The organism is Stappia taiwanensis, assembly GCF_014635285.1.
In the GTDB taxonomy this organism is placed as follows: domain Bacteria; phylum Pseudomonadota; class Alphaproteobacteria; order Rhizobiales; family Stappiaceae; genus Stappia; species Stappia taiwanensis.
Genome location: NZ_BMCR01000010.1, coordinates 17,371 through 29,674 on the forward strand (window position 1 = coordinate 17,371; position 12,304 = coordinate 29,674).

Consider the following 12,304-nt stretch of genomic DNA (forward strand, 5'->3'; position numbering starts at 1 on the left):
CATGATCCGACAGATTAAGACCCGTACCAAGGCCGACCGTTTCGAAAACGACGTGCGTGCCAGCAAGCCGAAATGGGGCCGCTACATCTATCTTGCCGGTGTCCTCGGCTTCTTCGTCTATCTCGCCAATCTTCTGGTCGGACCGATGATCTGGCTGCAGGCCGAGGGGCTGGTCACTGCAGACAAGTTCGTCATCGCCTCTCCTTACGAAACCCAGGTGATCCGCATGGCCGTGCAGCCGGGACAAGTGGTGCGCAAGGGCCAGCTTCTTGGCGTCGTGCATTCGCCGCAGGTCGCCAGCGTGCTCGCCAATCTCGCCTCGCAGAACGCGGCGACAATCGCGCATCAAGCGGAGCTGTCGATCAAGGTCGACATCGCCGACACGGTCATGACCACGGCGAAAGCGCGCCTGGCCGAGGCGGAGGACAGTCTGCGCAAGATGAACGGCGCCCGCGCCCTCGTCACCGGCACCTCCTACAGCAACGCCGTCCAAGAGCATTACGCCGCCGTTCAGGAACACGCCATGCGCGAGGTCGAGCGGCGGACCTCGCTGGCACAACTGGCAAAGCTGGAGGACGCACAGGCGGAAGCCATGGCGGCGATGAACGATATCCGCTTGCGCTACAATGACGGAAACATCGTCGCTCCGGCCAATGGGGTGATCACCAGCGCCGTGGCGCAGCAGGGGGATGTGGTCCGGCCGGGCGAGCCCATCGCCGAAATGTTCGTCGGCGAGAAATTCGTGCTCGCCTATCTGGAAACCGGAACGCTCTATTCGGTCCACCCCGGCGAGCGCGTCACCGTCTCCGGCGGTTTCGCCAGTTCAAGCGGCACCATCACCGAGATCCTGCCGCTGACCGTTCCGCTGCCGTCCGAGTTCCAGAAAACCTTCCGGCCGACCGCACGGGGACAAGTTGTCCGGATCTCCCTCGACACGCCCGCCGCCTTCCCCCATTCGGCCGACATCCGCGTGTCCGGAGAAAAACTCATACCGGGCAACGACACGATTACTACCAGCCGGATCGTCTCGGCGATCTCCGGTGCCGCCTCCACCCTGGTGGCGTGGTTCCGCCCCACGCCGACCACCGCCAAGACCGCCCAGGCATCGAAACCGACCGTCGTCAGGTGAGACGGCAGGCGAAACTCGTCGGCGCCCTCCTTCTCGCCCTGCTCTGTGCGTCCGCAGTGTCTGCACAGGACGGGGAGAGCCCCCGCCACCCGCCGCTTGCCATGTGGGTCTGGCGGACGGCCGACCTGCTGTCCGCGCAGCGCGAGACCGAGCGGTTTCTTGCCACCATCGGCCCTCTCCACCTCAGCGACCTCTATCTCTACCTCACCCCCGAAAACTACCGGATCCATGATACCGCCTTGCGGGCACTGATCGCCCGGCTCAAGACGCAAGGAACACGGGTCTGGGGCATGGACGGATGGCGCGGCTATTTCCATGACGGCGATGGACCGTCAGGACTGATGGCGGCGTTGGACAGTCTGATCGCCTTCAACGCCCGCCATCCCGACGCGGGTTTTGCCGGTTTCCATTCCGATCTGGAACCGCAGGACGGTCAGGGCGCCGGGCGTTCGCTCTTCCACAATGGTCTTTCGGCCAGCCAACTCACCCCCGCGCAACGCGCCGATCGCGACCGGCTGATGGCCGACTGGGTGGCCCTGCACGACACCTTGCACCAACGGACCGAGGAGGCCGGTCTCGCCTATGGCGCCGCCCTGCCAAGCTGGCTCGACGACTACTACGGCGAGCCGGTGACCATGCGTGTGGAAGGCGACAGGCGCTCGGTGCTCGGGCAAATCCTGGCCCGCGTCGATGAGGCCGTGATCATGGCCTACAGCACCCGGCCGGCCAGAACCGCTGCCCGCCTGCACGGTGAACTGACGTTTGCCCGCAGCTTGCCGCAGCCGCCGCGCATTCTCTTCGGGGTCGAGACCCATGCGGGGCCGAGACCAGCGGTCAGCTATGCGGACCTGCCGTCAAAAGCGTCGCGCAAGACCGTACTCAGTGACATCGCCGCCATCGCGGCGGAACTCGCGCCGGTCGGCCCGCTGTCCGGCGCGGTCATCCATGACTGGCAGGGCTGGAAAACCCTGCCGCCATGAGGCTCGACCGGAAATCAGCCTGCGCGTGGAGACCTACACCCGCATGGTTCGCGACATCCTTGATGTCCTTGCGCGGTCAGGGGGTTCCGCCGCACCCTCATCGTCAACGGCCATGGCGGCAGACTTGCCATCGAGTGGATGACCGACAATTCGGACTGTGCGGTCCGCTTCCACAACCGGTGGAACGCGCCGGAGACGGGAATTTCGGTGGCGACTATCAGCGACCGGATGAGGAAATGCAGGCGATCTGGGGCGTGGCCACCGCTGAAACGCGCGGCCTGATGGAAACCTCGTGAACGTGACCGGCTGAGATGGAGGATTTCGCCGATATCTCTTGCCTCGGCGCCTGCTTTTGCGGAGGATCGCTAGCGCCGGAGCAGGTGACAGAGACGGCGCTGGACCGGATGGCCCGGCACGGAATTCGCATCGCCAACCATTTTCACGATACGCTTGACGCGATCGGGATCGCCCGACACCGCCTTCATCATGGCGAGGTGATTAATCGCCATCAGGTGGGCCGCCTGGGGGGCATGTGCCTTTCGAAAGGCACCCACGGGCCACGCTCAAGCCCCTAAACGTTTCGGCCTGCCCCTTTTGCAAGGGGCAGGCCTTTTCTGTTCAGCGCGCTCCGCCCTCATACGGGCGAAACCGAGAAGATCAGATCACCCCTTGCGCCTTCATGGCTTCGGCCACCCGGACGAAGCCGGCAATATTGGCGCCCAGCACATAGTCGCCCGGCGCACCGTATTCATCGGCGGTGGCGGCGCAGGTATCATGGATATTGCGCATGATTTCCGCCAATCGCTCTTCCGTGCGTTCGAAGGTCCAGCTATCGCGCGAGGCGTTCTGCTGCATCTCCAGCGCCGAAGTCGCGACACCGCCGGCATTGGCCGCCTTGCCCGGAGCGAACAGCACCCCGGCCTCCTGGAAGACGCGCACCGCTTCGGGCGTGGACGGCATGTTGGCGCCCTCGCCCACAGCGATCACCCCGTTCTTGACAAGGGCAAGCGCATCGCGTCCGGTCAGCTCGTTCTGGGTCGCCGAAGGCATGGCGACATCGCAAGGGACATCCCAGATCCCGCTGCCTTCGATGTAGTGCGCGCCGGTTCCCTTCAGACGAGCATATTCGCTGATCCGCCCGCGCCGCAAAAGCTTGATTTCCTTGACGAGATCGAGATCGATCCCCTGCTCGTCGACGATATAGCCGCCCGAATCCGAACAAGCCATGATCCGGCCGCCGAAGGACAGGATCTTTTCCATGGTGTAGATCGCCACATTGCCCGAGCCGGACACCACGACCTTCTTGCCGTCGAAGCTCTCCCCCTTGGTGCCGAGCATGCTCTGGACGAAATAGGTGTTGCCGTAGCCGGTCGCCTCGGTGCGGGCGCGCGAGCCGCCATAAAGCATGCCCTTGCCGGTGAGAACGCCGGCCTCGAACCGATTGGCGAGACGCTTGTACTGGCCGAACATGTAGCCGATCTCGCGGCCGCCCACGCCGATATCGCCAGCGGGCACGTCGGTCTTGTCGCCGATGTGGCAGTAGAGCTCGGTCATGAAGGACTGGCAAAACCGCATGATTTCGCCATCCGAGCGACCGCGCGGGTCGAAATCCGCACCGCCCTTGCCGCCGCCGATCGGCAGGCCGGTCAGCGCATTCTTGAAGATCTGCTCGAACCCGAGGAACTTGATGATGCTCAGGTTGACCGAGGGGTGGAAGCGGATACCGCCCTTATAGGGGCCGAGCGCCGAATTGTACTGTACCCGGAAGCCGCGATTGACCCGCGTTTTCCCGCTGTCATCGACCCATGGCACCCGGAAGATGATCTGGCGCTCGGGTTCGCAGATACGCTCGATCAGGGCATCATCTGCGTAGGCCGGATGCTTGGCGACAACGCGCCCGATGCTCTCGAACACTTCCCGCACGGCCTGATGGAATTCGGGTTCGCCGGCGTTGCGGCTCAAAACTTCCGAAAGGATGGGTTCCAGTCTCTCATCGATATTTGGCAAATAATTTCTCTTCGTTTTCACAGGTCCAAGACACGAAGGGGCTGCGTTGTCGCGCGCGGCGCAGGGCCGCTTGCGCCGCTCACACCCACACCGCCGCCCGATCGCTGCGGGCATGCCCCCGCCAATCACCTGCATCGCGAAGCGCGCGCACCCCGACCGCCGTTCGTGACCAGCCACCTCGCGCATTTGCCGCAAGGGTCTGGAAAACCGATCATTTCAGAAGTGGCACGCACTTTTTTTCGCAATACGTGTCAGGAGGTACACCGAGTTGGGCCACCCGGTCCAGTCGCCATCTCGACGCATGCACGCAAGCGGGCCCCGCGAAGCCATTGGGGCCCAGAAGTACAATGGGCGAGGCGACCGGAAACAGCCGCCTCGCCCCGACGTCAATCGAACACGACGACCTGGCGAATGGCCTCGCCGGCAGCCAGCCGCTCGAAACCTTCGTTGATTTCGTCAAGCCGCAGCCGATGCGTCATCAGCTTTTCGATCGGCAACTGTCCCTGCTCCATCATCTGGGCGAATCGGGGAATATCGCGCACCGGCACGCAAGAGCCGACGTAGGAGCCCTTGAGGTTCCGCTCTTCGGCGGTCAGCGTCACCGCCGGGAAGCTCATCTTTGCATCCGGATGCGGCAGGCCGGCGGTCACGGTCGTTCCGCCCCGGCGGGTGATCGCATAGGCAAACTCCAGCGCCGGAACGGCGCCCGCCAGTTCGACGGCCAGTTCGACGCCGCCATCGGTCCAGGCCTTGACCTTCGCCACCGCATCCGCGTCGCGCGGATCGATGGCATGGGTCGCCCCCAGCTCAAGGGCGTGGGCGCGCTTGTCCTCGGCGAGGTCGACCGCGACGATGGTGCGCGCACCGGCGGCCACCGCCCCCAGGAGCGCGGCAAGCCCGACACCGCCAAGGCCGACGATGGCGCAATCCTGGCCCATTTTCAGGTTGCCGGAATTCAGCACCGCTCCGACACCGGTCAGCACCGCGCATCCCAGCAGCGCCGCCTTGTCGAGCGGAATGTCCTTCGGAATCTTGACGCAGGAGTTCTCGGACATCACCGCATGGGTCGAGAAGGCCGACACTCCAACATGGTGGTTGACGGTCTGACCATCGCAGCTGATCTTTCGGTCACCGTTCAGCAAGGTCCCGTTCGCCCCGGCCACCGCACCAGGCTCGCAGAGCGCCGGACGTCCTTCCGCGCAAGGCACGCAGTGCCCGCAGGACGCGATGAACACCATCACCACATGGTCCCCGGGGACAAACCGGGTGACACCGGGACCGACCGCCTCGATCACGCCGGACGCCTCGTGGCCGAGCGCCAGCGGCGTGTCACGCGGGCGATCGCCGTTGATCACCGATAGATCGGAATGGCACAGGCCCGCCGCCGCCATCTTGACGAGAACCTGACCGGCGCCCGGAGCGTCCAGATCGGCCTCGACAACCTCCAGCGGCTTGCTCTCGGTATAGGGGCGCGCCGCCCCCATCTCTCGCAGCAGCGTAATTCTGGTTTTCACGGAACAATCCCCCCTTTTGTCGGCGCCTTGCCTGGATCTGTCACCAGGCGAAACGCAAGCATCCGCGCCGCAACGCCGGATGACGGACCCGACCCGCCAGCTGGCGGGTCGGGCTATTGCTATGATCAGCCGTAGAACTCCGGCGCCTGCTTGAAGCCTTTCCAGGCATCCGGATCATGTCCGGTCACCACCGTGGCCCCGGTCCGGTCGGCCAGCGTGCGCAACTTCTGCACCGAACGCACGGTATCCACGGTCGAAGCCAGGAACCCGGGCAGGGACTTTTCTTCCCAGTGGTCGGTGGTATAGGCCGCATCGATGGTCAGCAGCATCGGGCCGGTGTTGGGCAGGTTGACCAGGAAGGACATGTGGCCGGGCGCATGGCCGGGGGTGAACACCGTGGTCAGCGTGCCATCGCCATAGATGTCGTAATAGTCATCCGCCGCCCCTTCTAGGAACTGCCACTTCAGGCCGGGCTTGTCGAAGTCCTTGCGGATATAGCCGCCGGCGGCAAACCAGTCCGGGGTATAGGCGTATTCATGTTCCGACCGCTGGACGATATGGGTCGCGTTCGGGAACCGGCCAATGGCGCCGGTGTGGTCCAGATGCAGATGCGACTGCACCACGTATTTGACGTCTTCAGGCTTGATCCCGAGCTGTTCGAGCTGCGCGACGCAGCCCTGGGCTTCGGTCATTTCCGGCCAATAGACGTCGCAGATGCCGCCCCAGTGCCCGCGCGCATCGGTGGCCGTCTCCACCGCACAACCGCCATCGATGATCGTATGCCCCTTGGGATGGGTGATCAGAAAGAAGGGAACCGGGATCTCGTAATCGGCGCCCGCTCCTTCATTCATCTTGATGTTGTGCACCTTGCACTTGAGCGTTCCGCTCTGAAACATGTAGAGGCGAATATCAGTCATGTGTTTTCTCCCAGAAAATCAAACTCAAATCGATGCGCGGCTCGGGCCTCAGAAAGCCTCCCGGTAGAGCTCGAACGCATCTGCCTCTGTCACTTCGACAGGGTTGTTCACCAGAAGCCGGGTCTGCTTCATGGCGTCCTTGGCCAGCATGGAAAGGCTGTTGTCGGTGACGTTGACGTCCCGCAGACGCCGGGGCGCACCGCTTTCGTCCATCAGCTTGAGCATGTGGTCGACGAAGGCGGCGGAACGGGCCTGCTGGTCCCCGCTCCCGGCAACGCCCATCACATCGGCAAGCTCCGCATAAAGCGGGGCGGCGACCTTGGCGTTGAAGCGCAGCACCGGCCCGAGCATCAGCGCGTTGGTGAGCCCATGCGGCAGGTGATAGTGGCCGCCGAGCGGGTAGGCGAGCGCATGGACGGCGGCAACCGGCGAATTGGAGAAGGCCTGACCGGCGAGCATTGCGCCGAGCAGCATCTTCTCGCGGGCTTCGCGATTGGTGCCATCCTTGCAGGCCGGAAGGAGGTTCTCGCCGAGCAGACGCAGCGCCTCACGCGCCAGCGCATCGGAGATCGGGTTCTTCTTGTGCTTCGAGGTATAGGCCTCGATGGCATGAACCATCGCGTCGATCCCGGTCGCAGCGGTGTGGATCTGCGGCAACCCCACCGTCAGCTCGGCATCGAGCAGCACGAAATCGGCGTAGAGCTGGCGCGACACCACCCCCATCTTCGTCGTTTCGCCGGTGGTGATGATCGAGATGTTGGTGACTTCCGAACCGGTGCCGGCGGTTGTCGGCACCAGCACCAGCGGCAGCCGGTCGCCCTTGACGTTGCCGATGCCATACATCTCCGACAGGTCCTGCGCCGAATTGATGGTGATGGCCACCAGCTTGGCGATGTCGAGGGACGACCCGCCGCCCAGGCCGACAACGATGTCGATCTGCTTGGCCCGCGCCGCCTCGGAGCAGCTGCGCACCACCGCCTCGGGCGGATCGGCCACCACCTCATCGAAGATCGAAACCTTGAACCCGGCGGCGCCCAGCGCCTGTTCCACCGGGGCGATCAGCCCGGCGTCGATCAGGCCACGATCGGTGACCAGCAGCAGGTTGCGCGCCTCGAAACGCTCGGCCAGCAGCTCGCCGAGACGAGACGCTCCGCCCCATTCCAGATGAAGCTCCGGAACGGTGGTGAAGCTGAACGGTGTGACGGTCATGTCGTCCTCCCAAATCGTTGGATCGTGTCCATGCCTCAGCCGATGGCCGAGCACAGGTATTTGATCTCGAGGTAGTCCTCGATGCCGTAGCGCGATCCCTCGCGCCCGAGACCGGATTGCTTGACCCCGCCGAACGGCGCCACCTCGTTGGAGATGATCCCGGTGTTGTGGCCAACGATGCCGTATTCGAGCGCCTCGGCCACGCGCCAGCTGCGCCGCACGTTCTCGCTGTAGAAATACGCCGCCAGGCCGAATTCCGTGTCATTGGCCATGGCGATGACCTCTTCCTCGGTCTCGAAGCGGAAGAGCGGAGCGACGGGACCGAAGGTCTCCTCCCGGGCAACGCGCATCGCTTGGGTGACGCCGGTCAGGATGGTCGGCTCATAGAAGGTGGCGCCGGCCTGCGACCGCTGGCCGCCGGTCAGAACGCTGGCGCCCTTGTCCAGGGCGTCGGCCACATGGCTTTCGACCTTGGCAATCGCATCCGCGTCGATCAGCGGCCCGATCAGAACGCCATTGTCGGTTCCCCGACCCACCGGCATCTGCTTGACCCGTTCGGCAAGGCGGGCGGCGAATTCGTCGTAGATCCCGGCCTGGACGTAGAGGCGGTTGGCACAGACGCAGGTCTGGCCCGCGTTCCGGTACTTCGACGCCAGCGCGCCCTCGACGGCGGCATCGAGATCCGCATCGTCGAACACGATGAAGGGCGCGTTCCCGCCCAGTTCGAGGCTGAGCTTCTTAATGGTGGGCGCGCATTGCTCCATCAGGATGCGCCCGACCTCGGTCGAGCCGGTGAAGGAGAGCTTGCGCACCACATCGGAGCGGGTCAGCACGCCGCCGATTTCCCGGGCATCGCCGGTCACCACCTGGAACACGCCAGCGGGCACGCCGGCGAGCTCCGCCAGACGGGCCAGGGCAAGCGCGGTCAGCGGCGTCTGCTCGGCGGGCTTGAGGATCATCGTGCAGCCGGCGGCCAGCGCGGGCGCTGCCTTGCGGGTGATCATCGCGGCGGGAAAGTTCCACGGGGTGATGGCGGCGCAAACGCCAATGGGCTGCCGCAGCACGACCAGGCGCTTGTCGGTGGTCGGCGACGGGATCACGTCGCCATAGATCCGTTTGCCCTCTTCGGCGAACCATTCGACGAACGAGGCGGCATAAAGCGCCTCGCCCCGGGCCTCGGCCAGCGGTTTGCCTTGCTCGGCGGTCATCAACGTGGCCAAATCGTCCGCATGTTCGACGATCAGATCAAACCACCGCCGCAGGATCGCGGACCGCTCCTTGGCCGCCAACGCGGACCAGGGGCCCAGCGCCGCATTCGCCGCCTGGATTGCAGCCTCGGTTTCCGCCGCTCCGAAATCGGGAACAGTGGCGATCTCCCGCCCGTCCGCCGGGTCGGTGACGGAAATCTTGCGCCCCTTCGCGGGATGCCAGGCACCGTCGATGAAACACTCCTCGCGCAAGAGCGACTGATCGTTCAAATTCATCATGGCTCCTCCCAACGTTCAATATATTGAACTCAATTCAAGATGGTGATCAGGGAGGCGAAAAAACCGGTGCGCGTCAAGAGAGGTAAGGAAAATTGACCACAAAATCCGCCCGTGCGGCGGGCTCGAATGTGCCGGCCCTTCGCCGCGCCGTCGCTATTCTTGATTATTTATCAGAGCGTTGCGGAGGCGCGTCCGCCACAGACATTGCCCGCGACCTGAATGTTCCCAAAAGCACCGCTCATGGACTGTTGGTTGCAATGGAGGAGCTCGGTCTGCTGATTCGCGAATCCGACGGCCGCCTGCGCACCGGGCCGCGGTCGCTGCGCTGGGCCAATGATTTCATCGCCGGCTCGGATCTGGTTTCCGTATTCAAGCAATATTTCCACGGCCCACATCCGCTTGCGGGCTACACGGTGACCATGACGGTTCTTGAGGGGGCGGAGGTGGTCTACATCGCCTGTTCCCATGCCAATCAGCCGCTTGGGGTGACCTTTCGCATCGGCATGCGCCTGCCCGCCCCCTTCACCGCGACCGGCAAGGCCCTGCTCGGCGCGCTGAGCGAGGAAGAGTTGGAGCAGCGGCTGGGCGGTGACTTTCCCGCCCCCCTGACCCGCCATAGCGTGACCGATCTGGCTCACCTGAAACAGGAGCTGCCGCAGCTCGCCCAGCGCGGCTATTCCATCGACGACGGCGAAACGCGAGAAGGCATGACCTGCCTGGGAACCACCGTGCGGGACCATACCGGGCAGGCGGTTGCCGGGTTGGCGATCTCCCTGACACGCACCGAGGCGGTGCCGGACAAAGTTGCCGAGCTCGGCGCCCGGCTGAGACAGGCGGCGCAGGACATCTCGGCAACGCTCGGGGCGCCTCGATAGGTCGAGGCGCCAGCGTCAGGCGCCGTCAAGGCCGGGCAGATGCACCGCCCAGGCGCCCGCCCGACCTTGCAACAGACCAACTCACGAAACCGGTCTGTAGGCGATCGCCTCCACTTCCACCCTGGCATCGACCATCAGAGCGGAGGCCACACAGGAACGGGCCGGCGGCGCTTTGGGGAAATACTCCCGAAAGACTGCGTTAAACGCCGCGAAATCCTCCGGGTCCATAAGCCAGATCGTGGTCTTGACCACGTCGGACAGGGTGGCCCCGGCCTCTTGCAGCGCAGCAGCCAGATTATCGAGGACCCGGCGGGTCTGGATCGAGATATCCCCGCCAACAAGCTCTCCATCCGGTCCGAAGGGCACTTGCCCGGACAGGAAGAGGAAGTCCCCCGCCCTGACGGCGGAAGACAGCGGAACCCGAGGGTGCGTGCCGAACACCTGCCTGGTCATGAAGCGATCTCCTTCACTGGCGCCGGCGCTGAAACGCGCCGCTGTTGCTGGTCGCTCAATACGAGCACATTGCCCAGAAGGACCGCCGCCGCCCCTGACAACACATAGCTGTCGATGATCAGATTTTCGAACGCCGCCGACAACAACAGCGCCACCACCGGAAGCAGCGCCAGCGTATAGGAGGCGCTGGCCGCACCGATACGTTGGACGAGGCTGAAGTACATGAAGAAGGTGACGCAGGAGGCGATCAGCGCGAGATAGGCGAGCCCGGCCAGATAGGCGGCGGACATGTCCACACGAAAACTCATGCCCCCGAAAAGGGCGAGCGCAAAGGCGAACAGCGCGCCGAACAGCGCCGCCCAGCCGATCAGGACAACGATCGGAATGCCGGCGCGCTGGTTGCGCATCGCCACCACGGTGCCGCATCCGGTGCAGGCGGCCGCCGCCAGCGCAAGGGCAACCCCGGCAAGCGTCAGTGCGTTCGAGGTCAGCACGGCAAGCTGGGGCAACGCGATCACGGCGAGGCCGGCGACGCCGCACACAATTCCGGCCACCATGCGTGCCGTCACCGGCATGGAGAGGAACAGCCAGCCGACAAGGGCCGCGAACAGCGACGAGGTCGACAGGATCAGCGCCGCGATACCGGAGGAGATCAGCCGCGTCGAATGGTAAAAGGTGATGAAGGCAAGCCCGAAGAACAGAACGCCCTGAAGCACCACCCAAGGCCCGTCTTTCCAGCGCAAACCGACCTTCCGACCTGTCGCGAAACTCCAGCCGAACATCACCAGACTGACCAGCGCCATCCGGTAGCCAACCGACACTTCGGGCGCGCCCGAGATCGCCTGCTGGCCGGTGACGATGGCGCTGCTGCCCCACAAGATGGCGGTGGCGGCGAATAGAAGCGCTCTCATCTCTTCCCTCCGCATTTCCGGCCCGGCAAGGCGTGCAACCGGCCCCGACTTGGTCCAGGCCGCACATTGATCAGATGGGCTGCGAATGCCCCCCGGCGAGGCGTTGCCAGGAAGGCATCAGAAGCGAGGGTCCGGCCGGCCCTCACCTTTCAAATAAATGAAAACACTAAGACTTCCGTCCGCTCTTCGCCTTACCTTCGAACACGTTGGTTCATGCCCTTGCAGACATGCCTATGGAGTCCCGGTCGGCTCGTCCGGCAACCTCTTGCCGCCGCCCTCAGCCTCCTTCAGACCGTGCCAGCCGCGCGCCAGGATCCCCGCGCTTGCATTGTCGAGTTTGGCAAGGATGTCGCCGAGTCGGTCCATGTCTTCCTTCGAAATCGAGCCGATCAGTTCCCCGTCCAGGCGCTGCGCAAGATCCGAAATCTCGCGAAAGGCGTCCCAGCCGTTCTCGGACAGCTCGATCGCCGCATAGCGTCGGTCCGACCGGCCCGCCTGACGCTGGGCAAAACCAAGCTCCACCAGCTGCTTGATAGCCCGGGAGACCGAAAACTGATCCAGCCCCCCCGCCTGGCAGATTTCCTTGGCACTGGTGCCGGGCCTGTTCGCAACAATGGCCATTACCCGCCAGGACGAACGCGACAGGCCAAACTTGGGACCATAGAAGGCGCCGAGAACATCGGCGACGCGGGTCGAGATCAGAAACAGGCGATACGGCAGCCAGGTTTCCAGCTGCAGCGCTCCCTCGCGCTGGCGCCGCGAAGGATCGGCATTGCCCGAATTCGATTTTTGATTGCTTATTGCTTGCATAGTGCAATTGTA

12 protein-coding genes are annotated in these 12,304 nt (G+C 64.3%); 3 read left to right on the forward strand and 9 right to left on the reverse strand.

What is annotated here, in order from left to right; all coding sequences use genetic code 11:
- Position 1: 1 nt before the first annotated feature.
- Together IEV83_RS18195 and IEV83_RS18200 are read left to right on the forward strand one after the other, a co-directional pair.
- A complete protein-coding gene (locus tag IEV83_RS18195) occupies positions 2–1,129 on the forward strand; it encodes an HlyD family secretion protein (RefSeq protein ID WP_181760635.1) in 1,128 nt (375 codons plus the stop codon).
- A 56-nt stretch (positions 1,130–1,185) separates the two neighbouring features.
- Entirely contained in the window at positions 1,186–2,109 is a 924-nt protein-coding gene (locus IEV83_RS18200) for a hypothetical protein (RefSeq protein ID WP_181760636.1), read from the forward strand.
- A gap of 365 nt (positions 2,110–2,474) precedes the next feature.
- Here IEV83_RS18200 and IEV83_RS18205 read toward each other — a convergent pair whose 3' ends face one another.
- From IEV83_RS18205 to IEV83_RS18230, 6 genes are all read right to left on the reverse strand, one after another.
- A complete protein-coding gene (locus tag IEV83_RS18205; RefSeq protein ID WP_181760637.1) occupies positions 2,475–2,618 on the reverse strand; it encodes a RidA family protein in 144 nt (47 codons plus the stop codon).
- A gap of 148 nt (positions 2,619–2,766) precedes the next feature.
- Positions 2,767–4,116 carry an NADP-specific glutamate dehydrogenase gene (gene gdhA, locus IEV83_RS18210; protein ID WP_244628241.1) on the reverse strand — a complete coding sequence of 450 codons (1,350 nt, stop codon included), beginning with the start codon at positions 4,114–4,116 and terminating at the stop codon, positions 2,767–2,769.
- A 386-nt stretch (positions 4,117–4,502) separates the two neighbouring features.
- Positions 4,503–5,630 carry a zinc-dependent alcohol dehydrogenase family protein gene (locus IEV83_RS18215; protein ID WP_181760639.1) on the reverse strand — a complete coding sequence of 376 codons (1,128 nt, stop codon included), beginning with the start codon at positions 5,628–5,630 and terminating at the stop codon, positions 4,503–4,505.
- 125 nt (positions 5,631–5,755) lie between these two features.
- Positions 5,756–6,547: an AttM family quorum-quenching N-acyl homoserine lactonase gene (attM, locus tag IEV83_RS18220; protein ID WP_181760640.1), complete on the reverse strand. Its 792-nt coding sequence runs from the start codon at positions 6,545–6,547 to the stop codon at positions 5,756–5,758.
- A gap of 48 nt (positions 6,548–6,595) precedes the next feature.
- On the reverse strand, positions 6,596–7,756 hold the full coding sequence (locus tag IEV83_RS18225) for an iron-containing alcohol dehydrogenase (protein WP_181760641.1): 1,161 nt from the start codon (positions 7,754–7,756) through the stop codon (positions 6,596–6,598).
- Positions 7,757–7,791: 35 nt separating this feature from the next.
- A complete protein-coding gene (locus tag IEV83_RS18230; RefSeq protein ID WP_181760642.1) occupies positions 7,792–9,243 on the reverse strand; it encodes an NAD-dependent succinate-semialdehyde dehydrogenase in 1,452 nt (483 codons plus the stop codon).
- Positions 9,244–9,371: 128 nt separating this feature from the next.
- Here IEV83_RS18230 and IEV83_RS18235 point away from each other — a divergent pair, with 128 nt between their 5' ends.
- Positions 9,372–10,118, forward strand: a complete 747-nt coding sequence (locus tag IEV83_RS18235; RefSeq protein WP_181760643.1) for an IclR family transcriptional regulator — start codon at positions 9,372–9,374, stop codon at positions 10,116–10,118.
- 81 nt (positions 10,119–10,199) lie between these two features.
- Here the strand turns inward: IEV83_RS18235 and IEV83_RS18240 are convergent, their stop codons facing one another.
- The 3 genes from IEV83_RS18240 to IEV83_RS18250 all read right to left on the reverse strand — a co-directional run bounded on the left by IEV83_RS18240 (position 10,200) and on the right by IEV83_RS18250 (position 12,292).
- Entirely contained in the window at positions 10,200–10,571 is a 372-nt protein-coding gene (locus IEV83_RS18240) for a RidA family protein (protein WP_181760644.1), read from the reverse strand.
- Positions 10,568–11,482, reverse strand: a complete 915-nt coding sequence (locus IEV83_RS18245) for a DMT family transporter (RefSeq protein WP_181760645.1) — start codon at positions 11,480–11,482, stop codon at positions 10,568–10,570. Before IEV83_RS18245 ends, IEV83_RS18240 begins: the two co-directional genes overlap by 4 nt.
- Before the next feature lie 231 nt (positions 11,483–11,713).
- Complete coding sequence (locus IEV83_RS18250; RefSeq protein ID WP_181760646.1) at positions 11,714–12,292, reverse strand: MarR family winged helix-turn-helix transcriptional regulator; 579 nt, start codon at positions 12,290–12,292, stop codon at positions 11,714–11,716.
- Between the last annotated feature and the right edge of the window lie 12 nt (positions 12,293–12,304).